The organism is Neoasaia chiangmaiensis (assembly GCF_002005465.1).
Taxonomy (GTDB): Bacteria; Pseudomonadota; Alphaproteobacteria; order Acetobacterales; family Acetobacteraceae; genus Neoasaia; species Neoasaia chiangmaiensis.
Genome location: NZ_CP014691.1, coordinates 3,333,525 through 3,356,737 on the forward strand (window position 1 = coordinate 3,333,525; position 23,213 = coordinate 3,356,737).

A 23,213-nucleotide genomic window follows, 5' to 3' on the forward strand; every position below is an offset into this window, starting at 1 on the left:
GTCTTCGACAAACGGAAATTGCCTGTTGCGGGCCAATAAATCCGCCCCTTTCTAATCATCCCCGTCGTCGTCCGGAAGCGCCGGACGATCCGAACGGACGGGGACGGGCATGCCGGTCACAGCAATCAACACCAGTGGCTGGACGCGCGGCATGTCCATGCTGCGCACGGCGATGGGACCGGCGATTGCCCGGCATCTCGCTGATCCCGCTGTGGTCGAGGTGATGCTCAACCCCGACGGGCGGCTGTGGATCGACCGTCTGTCCGAGGGGCTGTCCGACACGGGTGAGCAGATCACACCCGCCGACGCCGAGCGCATCGTGCGTCTGGTCGCGCACCATGTCGGGGCGGAGGTGCATGAAGCGGCCCACGTCTTTCTCAAGCAGAAACGGGCAGGTCTCAAGAGATCGATCCTGTAGCCGCGAAGGTGCTGGCGCTCTCGATGAACAGATCGAGCGCATCATTGCGCTGACCCTGTCGCCAGGCCGCCGTGTAATCCAGATGCGTAACGGCATTGCCGCCCGTCAGCGTCACGAATTGCACGCCGGGAACCCGCATCTCCCGCCACGCGTCCGTCGTTAGGCAGAGCGCGACACCCGCCCGAACGAAGCCGAGTATGTCGGCTTGCGGCACTTTCTGGCGGATGACACGCGGCGTGTCGGTCTGGTCGCCCAAACCGCGGCGCAGAATTCTCTCAAATGCCTGCCCGCGCCCATCACTGCCGGTCACGAACGTCTCGCCTCGTACATCGGCCCAAGCGAGCGCGCGGCATCCGGCGAAACGATGCCTCTCGGGCAGCGCGATTGCCAGGCGTTCGGTCCACAGGTGACGCGTCTCGAAGTCGTAGGCCTGAAAGTCGCCGGCTAAAATGGCCACGTCGATATAACCCAGGTCCAGAGACCTCAGCAGGCGCCGGCGCCCACGGGATTCCAGCATGATTTCAACGTCTGGTCGTCGGGCGCGACTCTTGGCAAGGACCGTGGTCATCCGACCCGTGATGACAGGGGCCTGGATTCCTGCGCGCAAGACGGAACTCACGCTTGTCCAATCTCGGTTTTTTCGGTTCGAAAGTCCGTCGAAGTCGCGCAGGAGGCGGGTCGCCTCCTTGAGGAATCGTTCTCCTTCCCGGGTTGCCCGGATGCCTGCGTGAGTGCGGTGAAAGAGTGACAAGCCGGTTACATCTTCGATCCGCAGCAGGTGCCGTCGGATGCGTGCCGGGCGCGTGCCGAGATCCTCCGCCGCGCGCCGGATGCTGCCCCGCTCGGCGGCCGTGATCGCGCAGATCAGTTGCCAGACTTCCAGCGGAGGCCGAATGAATGTCATGTCATCAGCCTATAAAAAGGGATATGAAACCGCTGTGCAACGACTCTGAAATAAAAATTCGCCGAGTGCCCAAAGAAATGCCGAAAATAAATAATCCGTATTGTAGGTTAATTTTCTCTGGGTGGTGTCGGGAAATAATTGGCGAGGCGCTCGAGAATATATCCGGCGGCGATGAGCGTAGCTTCCTCTTTATTCGTAAGCAGATTCTGGATCGCTTCAGCAAGCCAGTCGTCGCGCAATGCGCGATCTCTAGCGACCAGCCGCTCACCGGCTGGGGTGAGAGTGATGTTGACGCGGCGCGTATCTACCCTATCAGCCGTCCGCTCAACAAAACCCCGCTCAGTCAACTCGGAGAGTGCGCCGGCCACATTGGATGAGGTCATGACCAGTTCGCGACCGATCTGAGTGGGTTGCGACCCACACTCGCTTCGCGCCACCACGCCCAGCACGCGCACAGCGGACTGCGAGAGCCCCTCGACTGGAGGGCGTTCACGACGCTGGCGGCGCTGCAGGGTGCGCAACTGCCCGAGCAATCGATGCAGGTCTTCGTCCTTCATTCTTCTTATCTTAAATAGCTATGTCGTGAGGCGCAATCAATAATGACCTCTTCACCTGGACTTCCCTGCGCCTGGGGCGAGAGCCAGCGAGCGATCGAGCAGAGTGACGAGCAGGGCGAGGGTCGAGACGATGATGATAAAAGCCGCGAGCTCGTGCATGCCGGTCGTATCGGCGCGATGCCCGAAAGCCATGCCCGTTGCCGCGGACGCGATGATCGCACCAAAATATTGAAAGGTGCGTAACAGGCCTGAGGAGGCGCCGAGGCTCTCAGGATGCGCCTGGTGATAGAGTGCATTCTGGTTGGAGAGGCTCAGCAGCCCCTGCGGGATACCCAGCAGGGCGGTGACGGCCGCAAGAAACCAGATCGGTGATCCCGGCGAGGTCAGCAGCAAGCCGCTTCCGACGACGGCCTGCAAGGTTCCGCCGACAACGAGCTTGCCCCGCACCTGTGGAGTACGTCCCCATAGAGTGGAAACCAGGATGCCGACGCCGAAAGTCGGCAGCAGTAGAAGTCCTGTCTTCGAGGCACTCAGGCCGCGACCTTCCTCCATCCATTGGCTGAAGCCGTAGATGAAGGCATAGGACGTCGTTGAGGCGGCCAGGGCGCGGGCGTACGTCGCGAGGAGTGGCAGGTTGCCCCATAAAAGCCTGAGATCGATGAAAGGTGCCGTCACGCGAAGCTCGTGGAAGGCAAACGCGGCGCCGGCAGAAGCGGCCATCGCCAAGCTCCACAGGGTGGAGGTGCCAGGTGCCATGAGGAACAGCAGCAGGCCAAGCAGCGCTACTGCGAACAGTGCGGTGCCGGCCCAATCGAAGCTGCGGAGGGCTTCACGTTCATCTTGCTGTGTGCCGGCGCCATAGGCCGGAAGCATCATCCAGCCCAGCAGGAGCGCGGCCATACCAAGAGGGATGTTGATGGCCATGGTGAGGCGCCAGCCGCCGAGAGCGATGAGGAGGCCGCCCAAGGTCGGACCGATGGCCGCGATCGTCTGCACTGTGACTGACAAGGCGGTCAGGACGCCAGCCGGACTCTCGAGATGGTCGTGATTTGCCACTTTGCGGATCAGCGACATGGCGGAGGGATAGCCGGCACAGGTTCCGAGTCCGAGGATGACACGCGCGACGACGAGCACCCATAGAGTGGGGGCCACGGTGCCGATTATGCCTGCGATCACGGTCAGGAAGGCGCCCAGCAGGAAAAGGCGCTTGGGACCGAAGACGTCCACGAACCGGCCGACGAGCGGCTGGCCGATCGCGGTGGCCATATAGAGCGCCGACACAAGCCAGGCGGTCTGAGCCGGGCGCGCGCCGAACGCTGCCCCGATGGGCACGAGGGCGACCGCGATGATGGAAGAGTTGATGGGATTGAGGATTGCCCCGAGCATGAGGGGCGCGAGAAACCGGCGTGGGAACCGGCCGTACGTTGTTATTTGTTGTGAATGCGTGATCATAGACGTGCGAGCGAGCGTGCTCCGTTGTTGAGTGATGTGTCCCGGTCAGTCGAGGCGCGGCAATTCCAGCACATACAGCTCGATGACCTGCCGCTCCGCGGTCGTGGTGGCGGCGCTGGCCGTCACCGTTTCATCGCGTGGGCTGTAGAGGCAGGTGAGCTTGCCGTGCGTCGTGCCGTCGACCCGGAGCCCGGCATCGCGTGTCCATGCGATTTGAGCGCGCTCGGAAGCGAACTCATAGGATGCGCCGTCGGCCAATTCGATCATGCCGATCCGGATGTCGGCGTTCGGGCCGGGATGGTCGAAGAAATGCCCAAGCTGTTTGACACGGACGCCTGCGGCGGTCGGATAATAGTCGAATGCCGCAGGGTGCAAGAGGATCGGCTCTGCATAGCCTGGCGGCGGGATGGAGAACTTTCGCCCCGTCCGGGCAAAATACTGTTCCTCGTAAAGAGCCTGATTCGCGTCGCGCTTGGTTTCGCCGCCGGTGGCCTCGTCCTGCTCGTAGTAGATGCCGCCCTCAAAGCGCCCCCTTGCGTTCAGACGTTCCAGAGCGGCGGCGCGGTGCTGTGTCCATTCCGGTCCGGACTGGTGTTCGCCATGAAAACCGAACTGAAGCAGGAGGCCCGCGCCGTGGTCCTTGCGTTGGGGGCCGTAGTAGGCCCCACGCGGGAAATACGCGATGTCCCCTTGAGAAATATCGTGGCCAGGAGCGTAATTGACCGAGCCGGCTTCGGTGAAGCGGATCTGCTGAAAGGCGTGACGGTGCTTCGGGGACTCAAACGCCGAGTCTCCGCCCTGATATTGACTGCGGATAAACCGGAAGTTCAGCCCGTCAGCAGTACTGTCGCTGAGCAGCGTCTGGCGAACGGTGCCGCCGGTACGAAGTGAGCTGTCCCGGCCCTGGCGGGTGGTAGGCGCTTCTGCGATGGCGACGATCTGCACGACGGTTTCTCCTCAATCGTGGCGGGGTGATTGCGCGCTGTCAGGCGTGTGCAGCGAGCTTGGCAAGGATCTCGTCGGTCGTGGCCGTCTCGCCCAGGCGCGGAAAAATCCGGCTGGTGCTGTGTTCGTGGGCCGCAGCGTTGGTATCGGTCATGGCGTCGGTGGCGAGAACGACGTGCAGCCCGTGCTCGTGTGCCGACCGGGCCGTCGATTCCACGCCGATGCTTGTGGCGACGCCGGTGATGACGACCTGCGTGACGTGACGTGCGGCCAGAGCCTCGGCGAGGTCGGTCCCCTGAAAAGCGCCCCAGGTATTTTTGGTGACGAGAATATCGTCCGGCTGCCGGTCGAGTTCTTCCAGCAGTTCGGCCCAGTCGGCCGGGCGCGCCGCCGAGGCGCCAGAGGGCTGATTCTGGTGGACGTCGGCCCGACCGGGAGCGCCGCCGGCCACGTTCACCAGGACGACGGGCAGTCCCTTTTTACGGAATGCCTCGGCAAGGCGTCGTGAATTGTCGACGACACTACCAAACGGATGAGCCGTCGGGAGGCCGGCGAGACCTTTCTGAAGATCGACGATGATGAGGGCAGGGATTTTATCCAGGACTGTGACTGGCATAATTATATTCTCCGTATTGTGAAGATGATTTTCGCCCGGCTTGCATGGCTGCTGAACATCCACCGGGCTATTTTCCTGGAGCGCAACATTCCGGCCGCGCTTAGGCGGGCATTGTCTTGTCGCCCACTTTTTCGATGACTTCTTCGTCGGTTTCCGCAGGGACCCGCGTCGAGATAAGATACCGGTTGAAGAAGTTATACCAACACATGACGGCAATATATTTCCGGCATATCTCGTCAGAATAACGATTTCGCATGGCCTCCAGAACGGGGTCGGAGATTGCGCCCTTCAGCGTCAATTCTTCGGTTGCCTGGATGATGAGTTGCGCCTCTTCATCCATACCCGTCACGGGGCCATCGTTCTGAATGCCCTCTTTTTCTGCTGTGCTGGCATTCAGATTGTCGAGCATGCGCAGATTCGGACCCCAGGGATTTACACCCCCGAGGAGCTTACAAATACGCAGGCAGATGAATTCGCGCAGTTTCGGATCAACGCCGTCGACCCGGAATACCGCGCGGGCCAGCTCGATGATAGGGACGCCGAGCGATCCGGCGCCCAGCATCATGCGGCCATCTTTGTAATTCTGCCCCTTCTCGCGGAGGTAGGTCGCCATTTCGGCGCCGATGTCCGCGTCAGTTGGCAAAGGGATAGCGATTTTGAAGGGATATTCCGTCAGATGAGACATCAACGTCCTCCTGTAGCGTGCTGCCACGGCGCGAGGAAAATTAACCGGCGCGGATCGTGGCGCCCGACTAGACCTATATGACATACCTATCTAACATAGTCAAAAGCATATAAGATCGGGTTCGACATCCGTGTTTCGACCGCCGGTCGGAAGCGACACGAACTTCAGGGAGATCGACAATGAACGTTGGATTTGTCGGAGTTGGCGCTATGGAGCAGCTTATGGCGGAGCGCCTTCTCGCGGCCGGACATCGCCTCGTTGTCTATGACTGCGTATCGGCAAGAACAGAGAACCTTGTTGCCCGTGGTGCAACTTTTGTTGAAACACCAGCTTCCGTCGCGTGGGAGGTGGACGTCGTTTTTTCGATGATGGCCGATGACGTAACGCTTGAGGACATGATCTTCGGTGAAGATGGCATCGCAACCGGGCTGTCACCCCGCGCGATTCACGTCAGCTGCGGCACAATCTCCTGCCCCCAGGCGCGTCGTCTGCGGGAGGGCCATGGGCAATGCGGACAGACATATGTCGACGCCATTATTCTCGGAGGGCCGGCGGAGGCTAAAGCGGGGGAGTTGTCCATACTGGCGACTGGCGTCAATGATGTATGGGTCCGCCTGATGCCATTACTCAAATGCTTGGGCGTCGTTATGTTCAGAACGGACGATTATTTCTGTCGAGCCGATCAGGGATGGGAGCGCGCATCTTCCACGGTCGGTTCGCGGAAAGAGATTCAGCGCGCTTGACGAACAAGCTGAGGCGGAGGCCGCTCATTTGCGTTTGCCATCAGTAGATTACGGAATCCCAACTGGACAACGAAGATAGGGCCCGATGCAATCGGCAGAAATCGAGAATGTTAATTATTTCTCAGGTCATCTGCCGTCGAATTGCTTGAGGTCAGCAGCTGCAAATCTGCAAGGTGGCGTGCAGCGATGTGATCGAGGCAATGGCGGTGAAAGGCCAGTACTTTCAGCGAGGTCCGTAAAGGGACAGGACCGATGCGATACGCCCCGCGACCCTTTCTGTAGCTGTTTTTACGGACACCTTTTTAAGGTGGGCGTAGCGCGCGGTAGTGTTGATGTCGCTGTGACCGAGCATCCGGCCGATCATCGTGAGATCCTCGCCCAGTTCCAGAGCGTCGGATGCAAAGGAATGGCGCAGATCATGGATTCGCAGTGTCTCCAGCCCTGCCGCCTTTCGGATGCGCCGCCATGGCTTCTGCACATCGGTCAGGTGGCCGCCATCCTTGCGACCGGTAATCACATACGGGTTTCCTTTGATCCGAGGGATGGCCTTGAGCACATCGACCGAAACCTGTCCAAGCTGGACGATCTTTGCGCCGCTCTTGCTGTCGGGAAGGCGAAGCTCCTGCTCGGGCAGACGAACGTGTTCCCATTTCAGCTTCAGGATTTCGCTCAGCCGGCAGCCGGTCAATGCTAGCAGCCGTAGCGCATTCGCAGCTTCAGGTTCGTCCATGGCGCCGTCCAGTGCTTTCCCGAGCCGGGCATATTCCTCCTGCGTCAGAAAACGCTCCCGCTTCTCCTCTTTGTAGCGCCTTACGCCACGGCAAGGGTTGATGCCGTCGCTTCGCACGCCCCATAGGTCCGCCAGACTGAACATCTTTGACAGCACGCCGAGGGTCCGGTTCGCCTGATAGGGAATATGCCGGAACTCATGGTGGAAGTCGGCGACGTCGGCGCGGGTGATATCGGTCATCCGACGCGTACCGAGCTTCGGCACGATGAACAGATCGACCGAACGGCGATATTCCGCCTGGGTCGTGGGTTTCAGATGAATATCGACGTGGCGCTCCATGAAAGTCTTGCCGAACTGCTTGACGGTCGGAACCTTGCGCTCTTCCTGCCTCTCATCCGCCGGGTTCTCGCCCTGGTGGACGCGAGCGAGAACCTTGATGGCTTCCTCGCGTGCCATGTCCGCTGTCCACGGACTGCCGTGCTGGCCGATCGTATAACGACGCATCCGGCCACCGGAACGGTAGTGGATGACGTAGACCTTTCGCTTCGAGGGCCAGACCCGGATCGCGAAGGCAGGAAGGTTGTCATCCCACAGGAAATAATCCGTCTCAGCCGGTTCGGCCGCGTCGACAATTTTTTTAGTGAGCTTGGCCATGCTGGCGACCTCCTACAGGAAACGCAGGAAACACACAGGAAACAGGTGGGATCGTATTCCAGCGTAGCTGGACGTATAAGGTTTGCTTTTTTCGTAGAAATATGCAAATTAAAACAAAGGATTGTCGTATTTTGGCGTAGTCTGACGAAGACACAAGTAGGCAAGAAAAACTAACTCATAACCTGAAGGCCGCAGGTTCAAATCCTGCCCCCGCAACCAACTGAACTTGCGATGCGAACGCATCATGAACCCCAGTCCGGAAACGGGCTGGGGTTTTTGTTTGTCCGCCTGACGCAACCGTCAGGATGCCGGCCAGGTCGCCCCGGACATCGATCTGGAGACCCTTGTCAGATGGCGTCAGGATGATGGCCTCGATCAGTGAGCGGATCACCTCGGCCGCCTCCTGGCGCTTCTCGTCCAGCTCGGAATGCAGCATGTCGTGCAGGCGCGCTAGTTGCCGGTGGTAGAACTCCGCCATCTGGGGATGGAGCAGGGGCGGGGGTGCCTCGGCAGTCGCGAGGAACTCCGTCAGCTCCGTCTTGCGGGCCTCGAGTTTGGAGCCGCGCTCCTTGACCGTTTCGATTGAGATGGCTTCCGAGAGGTAGAGATCCATCAGCCGCTGGATGTCGCGCTCGACCCGCTTCAGTTCTGACTCTGCTGCGCCGATGTCGGCCGACGCCTCCATGCGCAGCCGGTTCATCTCGATGGTGAATGCCGTGCAGAATTCGGCGAACAGGTTCGGATCCATAAGATGGTGGCGCAGGGCGTCGAGGACGCGCCGCTCCAGTTCCTCGCGACGCATATTGGTCCGGTTCTCGCAGATGCCCTTGTTGCGGGCTGTCGAGCAGCCGAGCAAAGTGCCGGAGATCATGGAATAGCCGCCACCACAGCAGCCGCATTTGCTGAGGCCGGAGAACAGGTAGCGGGGACGCCGTTTCGCCCGGAAATGATCAGGCGAGGATGTGTCGCGTGTGTCGCGGCTGGCGCTGACGCTGGCCTGCTGCGCCTTGACAGCGTCCCATAGTTCCTGGTCGACGATCCGCAGTTCCGGCACCTCCTGGATCACCCATTCGGAGTCCGGATTGGGTCGGGCCTGCCGCTTGCCGGTGTCGGGATCCTTGATGAAGCGTTGGCGGTTCCAGACCAATTTTCCGACATACATCTCATTGTTGAGGATACCCGTGCCGCGCGCCCGGTTGCCATTGATGGTGGAAAATCCCCAGGCACCGCTGCCCGGTGCGGATATGCCTTCCTCGTTGAGACGGAAGGCAATGGCGCGTGGCCCCAGTCCGGCCGCGAAGTCACGAAAGATACGACGGACCACTTCGGCTTCCGCTGGATTGATGGTCCGGTCGCCCCGGATGGGCTCGCCATTGGCGTCCAGTCTGCGCACCACGTCATACCCGTAGGCGTTGCCGCCGCCGGACTTGCCCTGTTCGACCCGGCCGCGCAGGCCGCGATGGGTCTTCTCGGCCAGGTCTTTCAGGAATAGGGCGTTCATCGTGCCCTTGAGGCCGACATGAAGGTGGGAAACCTCGCCCTCGGAAAGAGTGACGATCCGCACGCCGGCATAGTTCATGCGCTTGAAGACGCCGGCGATGTCCTCTTGGTCGCGGGAAAGGCGGTCCATCGCCTCGGCCAGCACGATCTGGAACCGTCCGCGCTGTGCGTCCGCGATCAGCGCTTGGATACCGGGCCGCATCAGGGAGGCGCCGGAAATGGCGTGATCGGTATACTCCTCGACGATGGTCCAGCCCTGTTTCTCCACGTGGGTGCGACAGACGCGAAGCTGGTCGGCGATCGAGGCGTCGCGCTGGTTGTCGGACGAATAGCGGGCGTAGAGCGCGACCTTCATGACGGGCTTTCCCTTAAGGTCCGGAGCTGCGGCGCTGCTCCTGTTGCTGCGACCGGAACCAGTCCCGCGCCGCGCGACGGGCCATGAGGCGAACCAGCGCCACAAGGCGTGGGTCCGGGGCATTGGGTCGCAGGATGAGCCGCAACTCGGGCTCTGGCGGCCGATACGCCGGGGCAATGGACTGGCTGGGTCTGTCCGTCATCGTCGCTCTCTTCCGACCATATGGCAAGGAAAACAGACACACGATCCGGACAGATGACTGTTATTTCAATGGAAATACGCAATGTGCGAAAGCGTAATCCTGAGTGCTCCAGCGTACGGAATCGTAGTTATGGGTAGTCCCGGTTAGAGGTGCGTCGTACAAATACTGGCGTATGACGGCGGCGCGAGAGGGGAGGGCGAGTCATGAACGATACGGGAGTGCCTTTCCTCCGGCAGGTCGGATGAGCGGGCGCGCCATCGACTCTTCGCCCACGGAAGCGCTGGCTGGCCTCGTGGAGCGGGTGACGTTCCACAACGCTGAGAATGGCTTCTGTGTCCTGCGGGTGAAGGTGCGCGGACAGCGCGATCTGGTCACCGTTGTCGGCCATGCCGCGATGATTTCGGCAGGCGAGTTCGTGCAGATATCGGGGCGCTGGTTCAACGACCACAGCCACGGGCTTCAGTTCAAGGCGGAATTTCTCAAGGCCAGCCCGCCGACCACGGTCGAGGGCATTGAACGCTACCTGGGCTCCGGCATGATCCGGGGCATCGGCCCCGTCTATGCGAAGAAGCTGGTGAAAGCATTCGGCGAGGCGGTGTTCGACCTGATCGAACAGGAACCGCATCGCCTGCGGGAAGTGACGGGTATCGGCCCCAAGCGCGCCGAACGGATCGTCGCCGGCTGGGCGGATCAGAAAGTGATCCGCGAGATCATGCTGTTTCTGCACAGCAACGGCGTCGGCACCTCGCGGGCGGTGCGCATTTTCAAGACCTACGGGCAGGACGCGGTCAAACTGATTAGCGAAAATCCGTATCGCCTGGCGAAGGACATCCGGGGGATCGGATTCAAGACCGCCGACCAGATCGCCCGGAAAATGGGGATCGCGCCTGACGCCATGATCCGGGTGCGGGCAGGGATCTCCTACGCGCTCGGCGAGGCGATGGATGAAGGGCATTGCGGCCTTCCGGTCGGAGAACTGCTGACCAGCACGGCTGAATTGCTGGAAGTCGCGGCACCTCTGATCGAGATGGCCCTCGCGCTGGAACTGGAAGCCGGTGACGTTATTGCCGACAGCGTGGGCGAGACGGGGTGCATCTTCCTGGCTGGCCTGTATCGCGCGGAGCAGAGTATCGCCGAGCGGTTGCGCGCCTGCGCCGTCGGCCGTCCGCCCTGGCCAGAGATCGACGCTGCAAAGGCCATGACCTGGGTGGAAAGGAAGACCGGGCTTGCTCTGGCCCCCAGCCAACAGGAGGCGGTGCGCCTCGCCCTGCGCAGCAAGGTGCTGGTGATCACGGGTGGTCCCGGCGTAGGCAAGACCACATTGGTCAACGCCATCCTGAAAATCGTGACGGCCAAGGGCATCGACGTGCAGCTTTGTGCGCCGACCGGCCGCGCGGCGAAGCGCCTGTCGGAAAGCACGGGGCTGGAAGGCAAGACGATCCATCGCCTATTGGAGACAGACCCGGCGACCGGCAGTTTCAATCGGGACGACACCAACCCGCTGACCTGCGATCTGCTGGTCGTGGACGAGGCCAGCATGGTCGACGTGCTGCTGATGCGCTCCCTGCTACGCGCGTTGCCTGACAGCGCGGCTCTGCTGATCGTCGGCGACGTGGACCAGTTGCCGTCCGTCGGACCGGGACAGGTGCTCGCCGACATCATTGGCTCCGGTGCTGTCCCTGTGGTGCGGCTGACCGAGGTGTTCCGCCAAGCGGCGCAGAGCCGGATCATCACCAACGCGCACCGGATCAACGAGGGCAGGATGCCCGAACTGAGTGCGGAAGAGGGATCGGATTTCTACTTTGTCGAGGCTGGCGAACCGGAGATCGGGCTGCGCAGGCTGCTGGCGGTTGTGAAGGATCGCATCCCAGCACGGTTCGGGCTGGACCCGGTTCGCGACGTGCAAGTGCTGTGTCCGATGAACCGGGGCGGGCTTGGGGCGCGGTCGCTGAATATCGAATTGCAGCAGGCGCTGAACCCGCCGGCCGAGGTGAAGGTCGAGCGGTTCGGCTGGACCTATGGTCCGGGCGACAAGGTGATGCAGATCGCCAACGATTATGACCGAGATGTCTTCAACGGGGATCTTGGCGTTATCGACAGGATCGATATCGAAGAAGGCGAACTGACCGTTTCATTCGATGGACGGGAGATCGTTTACGGTTTTGGAGAACTGGACGAGCTGGTGCTGGCCTACGCGACGACCATTCACAAGAGCCAGGGATCGGAATATCCGGCGGTGGTCATCCCGCTGGTGACGCAGCATTACGCCATGCTGGCGCGGAACCTGCTCTATACCGGCGTCACACGGGGGCGGATGCTCGTCGTGCTCGTGGGACAGAAGAAGGCGTTGGCCATCGCCGTGCGGAACCAGGGCGGCAGACGGCGGTGGTCGAAGCTCAGGGAGTGGCTGATGGGTAGTTTTGCATGACGGAGCGATGCCTCCATGTCGGCTTCCGCCCTCATCTTGGCCATACGAGCCTGCGAGTGACCTCTCGCATAGGAGACATGAGCGATTCGGCTCATCACGGAAAGGGCGAAGCCAATAGCAGACCAACGGCTTGCGAGCAACCTAACCAAAGCCGAAATATGGCGACTCGAATCGATCAGGAGCATTCCCAATGACGCTCTCGCCAGCGTTATCTCGATGTGGCAGAACCCCGATTCCATGTCGGAGTGTCTTGGACTATGATTGTGTAGAGTATGCACGATCAATGGGCGGTTCCAGCGGGGGAAGCAGTATCTACAGCGCAGTACAACTTTCTGTTTTAACTCGCCTTTTCTCTGCCACCGTTTTTCGTGAAATGGCGAAGAAAGGTCGATCCGGCTTGTTCCGTCGGTTGCTTGAGCAGACCGATTTAATCGAGAGCGCCGACCCGCACGCGACTGTCGGCGACGCTTTTGACTCAGCATTTGAGATTCTGAAGGTCGCGGGGCACCGCGACGAATACATCTATCGCGCGGCGATCAGCCACAAAGTGCTGATGGGCACGCACTCGCTCCGCACGGCCTCAATGCTCAATGAGTTTCGTGCCGGCAGCTGCAAGGCGGATCTCGTCATCCTGAATGGCACTGCGACCGTCTATGAAATCAAGTCGGAGCGGGATTCGCTCGCGCGGCTCGCCAACCAAGTAGAGAACTATAAGCGTGTCTTTGCCAAAGTGAACGTGATCGCGAGCAAAGGTCATATCGAGAACGTGCTGGCAACGGTGCCGAACGATGTCGGGGTGATGTGTCTCTCCAAGCGCTACCAGATCACAACGGTGCGCGACGCGGTCGACTGCCCGGCGCGCATCTGTCCGGTAACCGTCTTTGAATCACTACGGATGGCCGAAGGTGCGGCGATCCTGCGGGCGATGGGCGTAACGGTGCCGCAGGTTTCCAACACGCAGCGGCATGCCGCGATGCGCGACCTTTTCGCTGCGCTTGACCCGGTTGCGCTTCATGCCGAGATGGTGCGGACGCTCAAGCGGACGCGCGATCTCGCACCGCTCGGCGACCTGGTCGATCGTCTACCGGAGTCTCTACAAGCTGCGGCGCTATCTGTATCGGTGCGCCGTGCTGACCACCCGCGGCTAGTCGACGCCACTTCGACCCCGCTGCACGCGACCATGGCCTGGAGCTGACTGCCGCATGTACCATCCCTATTTTCGCGGAAAGCAGTTCGAGCTTATCACGATCCGCGAGATGGCGGCGCTTCTTGCCAGGAAGAACTTCGTGCCTGTGATCGAGCCGGTGCGCGAGGCGCTCGGCGGCCTCAAAAAGACCTTGAGCGCGATTTGCTCTGCCGGTGGACGGGCGATCGTAATCGTGAACCCCTATCACGGCGACCATCAGGAAGACGGGACAAGCATCACCGGCCTCCTTCAAGACGGCTTTGTCGACGCCGACAATATCTCCGCTGGCATACTGCTGCGTAGCGACATGACCGTCGACGAAGTGATGGCCTGCTATAACCATCACGCAGATCATCATCCCGTGCTTGTCCACGCTGGCTTCACCGCGCCCAAGGCTCTAGCAGCCAAACTGGAGAATGGCATCCACAGCCTCACCAATGTCTTCGTCGAAGATCATGCAAAGCTGCTCTATCGGAAACATTTCGACCAGAGCATGCGCATCCTCGTGCGCGATGGCTTTAAGCGGCTGCGCAATGCCGATTATCCGGCGATGGAGGAGTTCTCCGATCTCCATGTCACCTACGGAGATCTCGGCATGTCGGGCTTTGGTGACTTTCTGATTGTCGGCGACGTCTACAGCGAGGGCGGAGGTCCAGCTTATGCCGTCGCGATCCATTTGACCTTCATCGATCCTGACAAGGACGATGTCATGTACATCTATCACTTCGTCTCGGATACGAAGGACACGCCGACCGATCCTGCCGGCAAGTTCGCCCAAGCGCTTGCGAAGCTGATCACGAAACTGGACAGCGGTAATTCCCACATCCTCGAGACCGGAGCGATCAAGGAGTTTCGAGACCTCCATGCTAAGGGCCATTTCCCGGGTCTTGGCTACGTCAAAAAGCTCTCGATGAAACATCACATCGAAACGCTTGCCGACTATATTGGCTGAGCCCCATGGCACAGCGTTTCTGCTGCTCGGAGTGCTTCGACGATCACGGACTGCGTGATCAGCTCTTCCCGTCGCTCGATCCCGGCCATGGGACATGCGATTTCTGTGGGACCACTGGCACCCAGCTCGTTGAACCGGGCAAGCTCGCCAATTATTTCGAACTGTTAGTAAATGTCTATGAGCCGAATGAAGATGGGAAGTCGCTGGTCGAATGGATGAAGGACGATTGGCAACTCTTCAGCCATCCGCGTATGGATATTGCTCACGCTAAGGAACTTCTTGGCGAGATTCTCGATGACGGTGAGATCGTCCGAAGGGGCTTCGTCCCGTCGGCAAGCTATATTAGTGAAGGTCTCGCGCAGTGGGACAAACTGCGTGACGAAATGATGTATGCTAATCGCTGGTTTCTCGACGTCGCCGTCGACCTAGACCGTCTCCGCCAGCTGCTCGACATGCTGCTGGCACCGCCATTGCCCCGGCAATGGTATCGCGCGCGAATCCGCACCGAGGATGAGGTCTTTCCAATCGAGAAGATGGGTGCACCGCCGAAGCGACGCTCATCACATGGCAGGGCCAATCCCGCGGGCATCCCCTATCTCTATTTGGGGTCGCTGCCCGATACGGCTGCAGCCGAGATCCGGCCCCATACCGGCGAAGTTGCTTGCGTTGCCGATTTCACAATCCCCGAGATCAAGGCGGTGGATTTACGAAATCCGCGTAAACTCGTTTCCCCCTTCATCCTGACCGATGCGAGCGAGATCGGCCAGCTGCGTGCCGACTTGCCATTCCTCGAACGTCTGGGTGAGGAATTGACTCGTCCGGTTCAACCGGCGGGGGCGGCAATCGACTATATTCCGAGCCAGTATCTGTGTGAATTCATCAAGAAGAGCGGCTTTAACGGCGTAGTCTATCGCAGTTCGGTCAGTGATGGCATCAATCTCGCTCTGTTCGATCCCGCTCAGGCAGTCGGCGGGGCGGTGGTGCTCTACAATGTAACCAAGGTATCGGTCGAAGTTGCCGCCGCCTAAGAAGACGCACTTTGATAACGGCAGCCTTGTAAACGATAGCTTCCAGAACCTGCGGGCATTTGTTGTTTGATCGCGACGAGGGCGCAATGCTATCGATGGACCGATCAGCAGGTGGCTTCGGAGGATTGTAGGAGATTCAGTGTCGCTTGCTTGCAGATGCCTTTCGGCTCGCATCAATTACTATGATCTCAGATGCTCGCTCGCCAGCATCTATACGTGCTTTCTGAATGCGCCGGATTTCGTTCAACTTCATACCGAGATCGCCATAATCAATAATAACGAATAGCGCGAATTCGGTCTGCGAGGCATCCTTGTAGAACTCGAGCTGCTTTTCATAGCCATGCACGATCGTGCCACCGGATCGCTTCATCTCGACCAGTACGCGGGCCGAATAGCCGCTTGAGAATTTGAAGTCGATCGGACCACCGCCCATGTTTGCCTCTGGAGAAATGTCTAGGTCGTTCGCCTTACAGAAAGCGTCGGCGATGGCGTAATAGATGAGCTGCGAGGCGCGTTCCTTCTTTGGCTTATCGCCGAGCCAAAGCTCCTCCCATAGATTGCCAGCCTCTACATGCCGTTTGAACTGCGCGACCGTATCCCTGACGACGCACATGATTTCGTTCGGTCCTAGCTTCAGGTTATAGGGCGATGCCTGCTTCAGGCCCGGAAATCCATTCGCGATGATGCCCTTTAGCCGGTAGTAGCCAAGTGCGTCTAAGTTGGGATCGTAGTTGCTAACGTTCTCCTTTACGGCGGCGAGGAAGAAGTCGAACTCCTCCGGTGATGCTAGCGCTGCGCTCCGCAGTGCATGCTTGCGATCGACAACTGTTGGTCGGATGATGCCGCCAAGTAACTGATTAACCCGGTCGCGGATGCGCGCGTTCTCCATCGCGGCACGCTCGATATCCGACCAATCGTTGGCGATAGGCAGTTCACGCACAATGTCTTCAGGTACCAGCACGATCGGGACTGCGCGGCCCGACGATGTCTCGAAACGGGGCAGCTTATGGTTCGTGCCTATGTTGGTTTCGAACAATGGAACCCCATTCGCCCGGCAGAACGCTTCAGTGATTGCGGCGAGGTCATCCATGATGACAGTCGTGGTTAGGTCACTGATCGTATCTGGCCCGACATCCTCCTCGAAAAATCCCATCAGCGAGATCATCTCTGGATCTCGCGCACCAAGCATGACAATCTCTTTGCTGGTGCGCAGGATCGCCTCGCGGATGTCCTGAGGGCGCGAGCTTCCCGAGCGTCCGCTTCCTCCGTAGCCCAGTCCGTTCTCCGGCGGTTCGCTTAGGTCAAGCTGACGACGGGCCCCCTTCCATGCAGCATCGTTCTCTGCGCTCGAGATAGTCAGCATCCGTACCAACACCTCGAAATGGCGCCGGAAGCGATCAACGGCCGATGTGGAGATCACGGTGTTACTGGATTTTTCGAGTAGAACCGGGTCGATAAAGAGCGGCACGTCGACATCGAGGAAGGGGTCAATCAGACCCGCAGCCGCGATTGTCTTTGGCATCACGCCAAAATAAGCAGAAAATAAGATTGGATTTTGTACACGAGCCATTCCTCAAGATAGCCTGCGTTGTGTCAGATCGCCATCAGCACATCATCCATCGTCTTGGAGAAGGGGATTTTTTCACGAAATCCGATCTCGGCCCCGTAGACCCCAGAAGTCTGCATATATAGATCGCGACCAAATCGCTAGAATGGTCGCGATCGGGCGGCCTGCTGCGAACCTCTAACACACTAATGACTGTTTTCTATTGATTCTCTCCGACACCGGACTTTCCGCTCACCCCCCATTGCGGTCTTTAACTATTTACCGACCAAGGACCAGAATCCCAGCTTGCGCTTATGCTGCGCTTGCAAGCGGATCACAAAGGCTTCGTGGCTTTCCATGCCGTTTGTCGCTGTCAGCATTGGCGCAAGCCGCCGACAGGAGGCGAGATCCTTTGCTGCATAGGAGTAGTAGCGGGAAAGCGCCTTATCCAGCACGGCCTCGACCAGTAGGCGGTAAAGAATCGTGGCCTCGTTGGGATACGATTCAGACAGACGATCCGCAGCCGGACGCAGTGTTCCATAATCACGCCCGTCCAGTTCCGCCGTATGTTCCCGCACGAGATTGGCAGCGGCATCGAGTGCTGGCCATTCAAGAAGAGTGGAAAGGGCTACGCTCCTGACCGGGAAATTACGGATGTAATTGAGTGTCTGTTCTTCAGCATCAATCGCATCGTAATCGCTGAGATGGCGTTGGTATGCCCGCCAGTGCGGCAGGCTCAGGCGGTCCTGAAAGACTTTCCATCGCAGGGACTGGGCCTGGTCGCGGTCGCCCACGGCTTCGCACGCTTCTATCCGAAGGTCATCGTTTTCCCAGCGGAACCGGGATGTCTCATCGGTCTCCCGGTCGAGCCATTCGAGCGCCTCATGGGCGCGCTCCTTGTCCAGCAGGCGGCGTGCAACATCGCCGATAGAGGCGGACTGGCGGTCACTCAGGCCAACCGCGTCAATATAGGCATCGACGTCACCCATTGCATCGGCCAGATCCTTCAGGTGACCGAGGGTCTGCATGCGTGCGATGTCGGTACGATAGTCTCCCTTCGCCTTTGAGGCGGGAAGGTCGTGCAATCGTGCAAGAAGCGTGCTTCTGAGTATGGCCGCGCCCGGCTTCCCCAGAGCTTCACCGCACGACGCGATCAGGTGGTCACACGTGCCATACCCATCCGCATCGAGAAGCGTGAGCAGATCCCTGACGGTGACAGCCGGATCCCGGCCGGCCTGTCGTCCCCAGAGGGTACCAAGGTCGGAGGCCGCCTCGCGGAACACATCGGACAGATAACCGGAACTGTCATCGGAGCGCTCATAGACGGAAGGAGCAAGTTCCACGAGAATGCGCATGGCGGAAATCGCCTGCCCGATATCCATCGTTGAAACATCATCGAGAATGGAGCGTCGCAGTGTGTCGAGTTCCGCGGCGAGGGGTTTGATCCGGTCCCAGGGCAGGAATCCACGGGAACGCTGGATCGTTCGCAGCCTTTTCTCGATCTCCTTGCCGAGTTTGTCTTTCGCATGGGCGGCTGTCAGCGCCATGCGCAGCTTTCGGGTGAGCACGGCATCCTGCTCCGACAGTTCGACCAGAAGGTCTGCGAGCCGATCCACACCAAGGGCTTTCAGATTCTCTTTCGTGACGGTCGTGCCGACTTTCGCGGATGCGGCGGATTTGCGGGTGGCAGGCTTTGTAGAAGGAGTGCGGGCCATGAATACAGATTATGACAGCGACACAGGGGACGCAATCAAATGCCGTTGCCAGGAAAAAGAGGAAAAAAGCTAATGGCTCCGCCCTCGCGTCGGCAAGGGGTCGCGTCAGCGCGCTGACGCCGCCCGATGGGGTGTCCCCGATCTTCCTGCGCTGCGCTCCGTGCAGATCTGGCGATACCCCTCCCCATCGGTCGCCCTTGCCGTTGCTACCCCGCTGCTCGCCGCGAGGCAGAGGAACAGCGGGGGCTGTTCCTCGCGGAACAAAGGGCAAAGACCATGACCGGCAACATCACCACGGCGACCGATTTCCGCAATACCGTCCTTAACGGTGACAGTGTGCAGCTTATGCGCGCACTACCCCGTAACTCGGTGGATTTCATCCTGACAGACCCGCCTTACCTGGTGAACTATCAGGGCAGGGACGGGCGGAAGGTGCGCAACGACGACAATGCGCGCTGGCTTCGGCCCGCTTTCAACCAGATGCACCGTGTCCTGAAATGGGACGGGTTCGCCGTTTCGTTCTATGGCTGGAACCGTATCGACCTCTTCGCTGAGGCCTGGAAGGCGGCGGGGTTCCGCATGGTCGGGCATATCGTTTTTCGCAAGTCGTATTCCTCCTCTTCCCGATTTCTCCGGTATGAACACGAAAGCGCCTACCTGCTGGCCAAGGGGAACGTCACACCGCCCGCAAAGCCCATCCCGGATGTGATCGACATGCCCTATTCCGGAAACAAGTTGCACCCGACGCAAAAGCCGGTGGCCGCACTTCTGCCCCTGGTGGAAGCCTTCTGCCCGGTGGGTGGTCTGGTTCTGGACCCGTTCGCCGGTTCGGGTTCGTCGCTGGTGGCGGCGCAGCATCTTGGCCGCGACTGGCTGGGGATGGAACTGGACCCGGACCACGCCGCGACGGCAACCCGTCGGCTGGCCTGGCATGGAGCGAGGAGGGCGGCGGCGTAAGCCGCCCCCTTCTTCGCCTCACCGGACGGCCGGAAAATCGCGCCGGTCCCGATGGACCGGCGGCGGAGACGCGCCGCTGCCCGGCGCGTGCGGCGCTCGCCGGCATCGCCGGCTCGCATTTTTCATTTCGGCAGCTCTGTTTACTGTTTTTGAAGAACAGTGGCCGTCACGACCTGATGAGGTGTAAAGCCAAGCGACTGATACAATGCTATGGCAGCTTTATTGTCGGAGTAAGTGTGGAGGAAAGGTGTCTCGTCTCGATCCAGAATACGCTGGGCGACAATACGCATGAGAAATCCAGCATATCCACGCCCCCGATAGTGAGGGTGAGTGCATACACCGCTGACCTCCGTAAAGTTTCCTGGCTTCATGCGCTCCCCAGCCATGGCGACCAGACGTCCCGCTTCGCGAATACCGACAAAACCACCCAACTGCCATGTGTCCGCCAGAAATGGACCGGGGACAGTGAGCGTCGCGAGCCCTTGCATTTCAACGGCGTCGTCCGCCCCTAGATCAAAGAACGTAAAATCGTGCTCACTATCAGACACATGTGATGCCACCATCTGTAGGCATTCGGCAGCTTTTACGGCTTTCAGGCCAAGCGGGGTGGGAAAGCCTTCTTTTTCCACGAGCCAGATTTCTTCATCCGGAGAAAGCAATTCCCCAAATGCCCGAAGATCAACGTCTCCAGTTCCGGCGGACGCGCCGAACGGAGTAATCGTCCTCTTGTAGCACAATGCATGACTATTACCGACAGAGAGTGAGCTTTGCCGTCCGGTCAGAGCATGCCAGACGGGGCGATTCAGAACATCTAACGGAGATGAGGCGGGCGTGCGGGTTAACAAATGCCGAACTGAAGTCAGTGCCTGCGCGAGTGTCTGCTGCTCAGTCTCATTCAACTGTAACAGGGTAGCCTCAATGACATCGTGCTGTCTTTGATCGACGTTTTCGAAAACGATACGTCCCTTGGTCGTCAGTTTCATGGGACGCGAACGACCATCTTCCGATGATCGTTCGCGTGCTATCCATCCTTCATTCTCGAACCGACGTATCATGCGGCTCAGATACCCGCGATCCAGTGCCAGGACATCCCGCAGGACATTGGCCTGAACGGGTTCACGGTTTGCGATTTCCAGTAGAAGACGGGCTTCCGTCAGCGTCATGTCGCTGCCGAGAAAGCGTGAATCGAGCGCCCCGACATATCGCATGTAAAAGCGGTTGAAATCACGAATCGCCGCTATCGCCTGTTTCATATTCATCCATCCTGGCATATAGTTGCCCAAAGCAACTATATGCCGAGCCGGGAGACAATGCACGTGTGTTGAGCGGAAAGAGTCCACTCCATGGCGAACGGATCCTGTTGGAAGGTGCCGGGTATTCTGCGCCACGCACGGGGCGTCCAAGTTTTGCCGAGCGCCGTAGGGTTTCCCCTGCTGAAGAAAGAAACAAAACAGCCGCAGAAGAGACGGATGAGCGTCAATGCTTGGAACACTTGTCATTCCCGCCGGTGCAGTTGACGCCTTGGCGTCAATTTCTCGCGTCCTTATCTCAGGAATTACAGAACATAATATTTGTCGGCGGGTTCTCCCGGCGACGGATACGGTTCGATCTGCATGGTGTCGAGAAACGGGTATCTCCTGACACCCCGCGCCCCTTGCCATGGAACACGACGGACTGACCTATCTCTCCACAGGGCTGACGGCGCCGCACACCATGGCCACTCGATATGGCCGATCTGCCCTGAGACTGGCTTCGCCTCGCCCGGCTATGGCGCAACGGCGGCCCGCAATTTTCTTCCCCTGCCGGCTACGCCGTCATTCCTCGCGGCGCAAGAAAGTTCCGGGCCGCCGTCCTCCACGTTGCTCCGGCCTGCAAGCAGGTGCGCCGCCGGTCGTCTCCGGGCTGTCGATGGCCATCGAGGCCACGGTGGTCGCGGCCTGATACAGCAAGGAGGACAGGACAATGATCATCGGTTCTTTCAAAAAGGTCGGCGAGGGGTACGAAGGCGAAATCGTCACCCTGACACAGAAAATCCGGGGTGTCCGCTTCGTGCCCGAAGCCAACCGGGCCAGCGACAATGTTCCCAACTTCCGGGTCCAGATCAGCAAACTCGAGGCCGGGGCCGCCTGGATCAAGCACACCACGGACTGGCGCGAATATCTCAGCGTGAAGCTGGACGATCCGACCCTTCCCGGTCCGATCTTCGCCAGCCTCTTCGAAGAAGGTGGCGCCTACAACCTGGTCTGGAGCCGCCAGCGTCCGCGCAACGGGGACTGACTACCCCACACTGGCCCTTCCCGGCTCAGCCGGGAAGGGCTTTCTTCACCGGCGGGTTATGGCTTCCCGCTGGCCAATGCCGCTTCTGTAGCGACAACATGACTTTCATCCAGTAACGCCGCCGGCCGCACGTCCAGCGCCTGTGACGCATGCCACAGTGAAAGCAGCGTCGCGTTCTGGCGCCCGGTCTCTATCCAGCTGATATAGGCGCGGTCCACGCCCATCCGTTCCGCCAGAGCCTCCTGGCTGAGACCGGCGGCGCGTCGCAGGCGCCTCACGTTCGCGCCGAAAAGTCCTCGGATGTCCATCCGCAGGATAGGAACGATTTGTGTATTATCGCGCTACGTATTATAATACACGGACGGTTTCTCTCCCGCCGGAGTGATGTGCCGAGCGCATCACGTAATGCCGGAAAAACCAACATTTCCCGCCCGCGTGGCCTGAATCTTCCTCTCTCTTCCAAATAATCCCGATCAGGCCGTAGATTGTCGGGATCACCTCCCTGAGTCTTTGGGACTACCCGTTCCTGTTCCGCACCGGATACTGGGTCGAATCCATGACATATCGGGAGAGGGGGACGTGCCGACAATCAGGCCGTGGGATGCCGCACCCCTTCGTCGCGCCTACGCCGGGCTCGACTCTGCCGGTCTCGCCCAGGAATGGCTGCGACACAATCCGGCCTACCGGAGCGATCATGCAGCAACCATGACGACGGGCAAGGTTGGCGCCGAGGCATGGCGCGCCTTCGCCCGTCGCTGGGGGTTGCGTTTTCCCTGTCGACCCTGATCTCCCCGCCTGGCTTGCCCCCGCTTTCTGGGATCCTGATGTTGCGCCGGAGGTCGCTGTGCGTGGCGACAGGGGTGACATTCTATCCCGTCTCGCGCCATACGCGCGGGCACGGCATGATGGTCCGGATGGCATCCACCTCGTGCTGGACAGTGTGGCGGGTGCGCTGCGCCTTGTCATCGTTGCCGATCGGCAGCCCGACGTGCCAGGAACCTGGTTCGTCATTGACGACAGGCACCTCGCGATCCGTCTGGCCTGCGTTGCGCGCTTCGGCCGCCTGGTTGACGGTCAATTACCCGGCCCAATTCCACCCGTCCTGCGCCTGAGTCCCCAGCAGAGACTCCGTCAAGTCCGCATGCTCTGCATCGCGGAAGGCCGGCGCATGGGCATGGCGGTCCGACGGATCGCGGCGGGCATCTACGGCGAGCGCATCCTGTACCTGTCCCGCAATGAATGGAGTGCCAGCTCATGGCACCGGGCTTTCTATCGCGATCTCGAGGGTGCCGGGTTCTACCTGAACGGCGGTCACATCGCCCTCCTTCAGGGGCTGAAGCAGGGGGGGTGACAGTCTGGTGGC

General features: G+C 59.9%; 22 protein-coding genes and 1 pseudogene. 10 read left to right on the forward strand and 13 right to left on the reverse strand.

Annotated elements, in window-relative coordinates; all coding sequences use genetic code 11:
* Positions 1-109: 109 nt before the first annotated feature.
* Positions 110-367: pseudogene (locus tag A0U93_RS15675) on the forward strand (P-type conjugative transfer ATPase TrbB); the annotation flags it as partial.
* A 31-nt stretch (positions 368-398) separates the two neighbouring features.
* On the opposite strand, the gene A0U93_RS15680 reads toward A0U93_RS15675, so the two are convergent.
* The 6 genes from A0U93_RS15680 to A0U93_RS15705 all read right to left on the reverse strand — a co-directional run bounded on the left by A0U93_RS15680 (position 399) and on the right by A0U93_RS15705 (position 5,577).
* Positions 399-1,322, reverse strand: coding sequence for a LysR family transcriptional regulator (locus A0U93_RS15680; protein ID WP_077808141.1), 924 nt, complete (start codon positions 1,320-1,322; stop codon positions 399-401).
* A gap of 107 nt (positions 1,323-1,429) precedes the next feature.
* On the reverse strand, positions 1,430-1,879 hold the full coding sequence (locus A0U93_RS15685; protein WP_077808142.1) for a MarR family winged helix-turn-helix transcriptional regulator: 450 nt from the start codon (positions 1,877-1,879) through the stop codon (positions 1,430-1,432).
* A 51-nt stretch (positions 1,880-1,930) separates the two neighbouring features.
* The gene (locus A0U93_RS15690) at positions 1,931-3,265 is read right to left on the reverse strand and encodes an MFS transporter (RefSeq protein WP_211274022.1); all 1,335 of its coding nucleotides are present in this window, start codon (positions 3,263-3,265) and stop codon (positions 1,931-1,933) included.
* A 111-nt stretch (positions 3,266-3,376) separates the two neighbouring features.
* Positions 3,377-4,276, reverse strand: a complete 900-nt coding sequence (locus A0U93_RS15695; protein WP_077808144.1) for a hypothetical protein — start codon at positions 4,274-4,276, stop codon at positions 3,377-3,379.
* Positions 4,277-4,316: 40 nt separating this feature from the next.
* Positions 4,317-4,892: an isochorismatase family protein gene (locus A0U93_RS15700; protein WP_077808607.1), complete on the reverse strand. Its 576-nt coding sequence runs from the start codon at positions 4,890-4,892 to the stop codon at positions 4,317-4,319.
* Between the two features lie 100 nt (positions 4,893-4,992).
* On the reverse strand, positions 4,993-5,577 hold the full coding sequence (locus tag A0U93_RS15705) for a carboxymuconolactone decarboxylase family protein (RefSeq protein ID WP_077808145.1): 585 nt from the start codon (positions 5,575-5,577) through the stop codon (positions 4,993-4,995).
* A gap of 179 nt (positions 5,578-5,756) precedes the next feature.
* Here A0U93_RS15705 and A0U93_RS15710 point away from each other — a divergent pair, with 179 nt between their 5' ends.
* Positions 5,757-6,320 carry an NAD(P)-dependent oxidoreductase gene (locus A0U93_RS15710; protein WP_077808146.1) on the forward strand — a complete coding sequence of 188 codons (564 nt, stop codon included), beginning with the start codon at positions 5,757-5,759 and terminating at the stop codon, positions 6,318-6,320.
* 223 nt (positions 6,321-6,543) lie between these two features.
* Here the strand turns inward: A0U93_RS15710 and A0U93_RS15715 are convergent, their stop codons facing one another.
* The 3 genes from A0U93_RS15715 to A0U93_RS15725 form a co-directional block, all read right to left on the reverse strand.
* Positions 6,544-7,704: a site-specific integrase gene (locus tag A0U93_RS15715; RefSeq protein WP_077808147.1), complete on the reverse strand. Its 1,161-nt coding sequence runs from the start codon at positions 7,702-7,704 to the stop codon at positions 6,544-6,546.
* A gap of 175 nt (positions 7,705-7,879) precedes the next feature.
* Positions 7,880-9,559, reverse strand: a complete 1,680-nt coding sequence (locus A0U93_RS15720) for a recombinase family protein (RefSeq protein WP_077808148.1) — start codon at positions 9,557-9,559, stop codon at positions 7,880-7,882.
* Between the two features lie 13 nt (positions 9,560-9,572).
* On the reverse strand, positions 9,573-9,761 hold the full coding sequence (locus A0U93_RS15725; RefSeq protein WP_077808608.1) for a hypothetical protein: 189 nt from the start codon (positions 9,759-9,761) through the stop codon (positions 9,573-9,575).
* A gap of 241 nt (positions 9,762-10,002) precedes the next feature.
* Here A0U93_RS15725 and recD2 point away from each other — a divergent pair, with 241 nt between their 5' ends.
* The 4 genes from recD2 to A0U93_RS15745 all read left to right on the forward strand — a co-directional run bounded on the left by recD2 (position 10,003) and on the right by A0U93_RS15745 (position 15,355).
* Positions 10,003-12,189 carry an SF1B family DNA helicase RecD2 gene (recD2, locus tag A0U93_RS15730; protein ID WP_077808149.1) on the forward strand — a complete coding sequence of 729 codons (2,187 nt, stop codon included), beginning with the start codon at positions 10,003-10,005 and terminating at the stop codon, positions 12,187-12,189.
* Between the two features lie 283 nt (positions 12,190-12,472).
* On the forward strand, positions 12,473-13,384 hold the full coding sequence (locus A0U93_RS15735) for a sce7726 family protein (protein ID WP_077808150.1): 912 nt from the start codon (positions 12,473-12,475) through the stop codon (positions 13,382-13,384).
* 7 nt (positions 13,385-13,391) lie between these two features.
* Positions 13,392-14,327, forward strand: a complete 936-nt coding sequence (locus A0U93_RS15740) for a sce7725 family protein (RefSeq protein WP_077808151.1) — start codon at positions 13,392-13,394, stop codon at positions 14,325-14,327.
* A 5-nt stretch (positions 14,328-14,332) separates the two neighbouring features.
* Entirely contained in the window at positions 14,333-15,355 is a 1,023-nt protein-coding gene (locus A0U93_RS15745) for an RES family NAD+ phosphorylase (protein ID WP_077808152.1), read from the forward strand.
* A 136-nt stretch (positions 15,356-15,491) separates the two neighbouring features.
* On the opposite strand, the gene A0U93_RS15750 is transcribed toward A0U93_RS15745, so the two are convergent.
* Together A0U93_RS15750 and A0U93_RS15755 are read right to left on the reverse strand one after the other, a co-directional pair.
* Entirely contained in the window at positions 15,492-16,877 is a 1,386-nt protein-coding gene (locus A0U93_RS15750; protein ID WP_211274023.1) for a hypothetical protein, read from the reverse strand.
* A 299-nt stretch (positions 16,878-17,176) separates the two neighbouring features.
* Positions 17,177-18,616: a DUF6880 family protein gene (locus tag A0U93_RS15755; protein WP_077808154.1), complete on the reverse strand. Its 1,440-nt coding sequence runs from the start codon at positions 18,614-18,616 to the stop codon at positions 17,177-17,179.
* A gap of 276 nt (positions 18,617-18,892) precedes the next feature.
* On the opposite strand from A0U93_RS15755, the gene A0U93_RS15760 reads away from it, so the two are divergent.
* On the forward strand, positions 18,893-19,573 hold the full coding sequence (locus A0U93_RS15760) for a DNA methyltransferase (protein WP_077808155.1): 681 nt from the start codon (positions 18,893-18,895) through the stop codon (positions 19,571-19,573).
* Positions 19,574-19,713: 140 nt separating this feature from the next.
* On the opposite strand, the gene A0U93_RS15765 is transcribed toward A0U93_RS15760, so the two are convergent.
* Positions 19,714-20,826 (reverse strand): GNAT family N-acetyltransferase, encoded by a 1,113-nt coding sequence (locus tag A0U93_RS15765; RefSeq protein WP_169852790.1) that lies wholly within the window; start codon positions 20,824-20,826, stop codon positions 19,714-19,716.
* A gap of 709 nt (positions 20,827-21,535) precedes the next feature.
* On the opposite strand from A0U93_RS15765, the gene A0U93_RS15775 reads away from it, so the two are divergent.
* On the forward strand, positions 21,536-21,850 hold the full coding sequence (locus A0U93_RS15775) for a DUF736 domain-containing protein (RefSeq protein ID WP_077808157.1): 315 nt from the start codon (positions 21,536-21,538) through the stop codon (positions 21,848-21,850).
* Positions 21,851-21,906: 56 nt separating this feature from the next.
* On the opposite strand, the gene A0U93_RS15780 is transcribed toward A0U93_RS15775, so the two are convergent.
* Positions 21,907-22,158 carry a helix-turn-helix domain-containing protein gene (locus A0U93_RS15780; RefSeq protein WP_077808158.1) on the reverse strand — a complete coding sequence of 84 codons (252 nt, stop codon included), beginning with the start codon at positions 22,156-22,158 and terminating at the stop codon, positions 21,907-21,909.
* Between the two features lie 271 nt (positions 22,159-22,429).
* Between A0U93_RS15780 and A0U93_RS15785 the strand changes: the two genes are divergently transcribed.
* Complete coding sequence (locus A0U93_RS15785) at positions 22,430-22,636, forward strand: transcriptional regulator domain-containing protein (RefSeq protein WP_077808159.1); 207 nt, start codon at positions 22,430-22,432, stop codon at positions 22,634-22,636.
* Positions 22,637-22,694: 58 nt separating this feature from the next.
* Positions 22,695-23,201 carry a DNA -binding domain-containing protein gene (locus tag A0U93_RS15790; protein WP_245824962.1) on the forward strand — a complete coding sequence of 169 codons (507 nt, stop codon included), beginning with the start codon at positions 22,695-22,697 and terminating at the stop codon, positions 23,199-23,201.
* Positions 23,202-23,213 lie beyond the last annotated feature (12 nt).

Coding starts and splice junctions, on each gene's coding strand:
- A0U93_RS15680 (WP_077808141.1), bottom strand. CDS start 1,322: ATGACATTCATTCGGCCTCCGCTGGAAGTCTGGCAACTGATCTGCGCG.
- A0U93_RS15685 (WP_077808142.1), bottom strand. CDS start 1,879: ATGAAGGACGAAGACCTGCATCGATTGCTCGGGCAGTTGCGCACCCTG.
- A0U93_RS15690 (WP_211274022.1), bottom strand. CDS start 3,265: ATGCTCGGGGCAATCCTCAATCCCATCAACTCTTCCATCATCGCGGTC.
- A0U93_RS15700 (WP_077808607.1), bottom strand. CDS start 4,892: ATGCCAGTCACAGTCCTGGATAAAATCCCTGCCCTCATCATCGTCGAT.
- A0U93_RS15705 (WP_077808145.1), bottom strand. CDS start 5,577: ATGTCTCATCTGACGGAATATCCCTTCAAAATCGCTATCCCTTTGCCA.
- A0U93_RS15710 (WP_077808146.1), top strand. CDS start 5,757: ATGAACGTTGGATTTGTCGGAGTTGGCGCTATGGAGCAGCTTATGGCG.
- A0U93_RS15715 (WP_077808147.1), bottom strand. CDS start 7,704: ATGGCCAAGCTCACTAAAAAAATTGTCGACGCGGCCGAACCGGCTGAG.
- A0U93_RS15720 (WP_077808148.1), bottom strand. CDS start 9,559: ATGAAGGTCGCGCTCTACGCCCGCTATTCGTCCGACAACCAGCGCGAC.
- A0U93_RS15725 (WP_077808608.1), bottom strand. CDS start 9,761: ATGACGGACAGACCCAGCCAGTCCATTGCCCCGGCGTATCGGCCGCCA.
- recD2 (WP_077808149.1), top strand. CDS start 10,003: ATGAGCGGGCGCGCCATCGACTCTTCGCCCACGGAAGCGCTGGCTGGC.
- A0U93_RS15735 (WP_077808150.1), top strand. CDS start 12,473: ATGGGCGGTTCCAGCGGGGGAAGCAGTATCTACAGCGCAGTACAACTT.
- A0U93_RS15740 (WP_077808151.1), top strand. CDS start 13,392: ATGTACCATCCCTATTTTCGCGGAAAGCAGTTCGAGCTTATCACGATC.
- A0U93_RS15745 (WP_077808152.1), top strand. CDS start 14,333: ATGGCACAGCGTTTCTGCTGCTCGGAGTGCTTCGACGATCACGGACTG.
- A0U93_RS15750 (WP_211274023.1), bottom strand. CDS start 16,877: ATGCCAAAGACAATCGCGGCTGCGGGTCTGATTGACCCCTTCCTCGAT.
- A0U93_RS15755 (WP_077808154.1), bottom strand. CDS start 18,616: ATGGCCCGCACTCCTTCTACAAAGCCTGCCACCCGCAAATCCGCCGCA.
- A0U93_RS15760 (WP_077808155.1), top strand. CDS start 18,893: ATGACCGGCAACATCACCACGGCGACCGATTTCCGCAATACCGTCCTT.
- A0U93_RS15765 (WP_169852790.1), bottom strand. CDS start 20,826: ATGAAACAGGCGATAGCGGCGATTCGTGATTTCAACCGCTTTTACATG.
- A0U93_RS15775 (WP_077808157.1), top strand. CDS start 21,536: ATGATCATCGGTTCTTTCAAAAAGGTCGGCGAGGGGTACGAAGGCGAA.
- A0U93_RS15780 (WP_077808158.1), bottom strand. CDS start 22,158: ATGGACATCCGAGGACTTTTCGGCGCGAACGTGAGGCGCCTGCGACGC.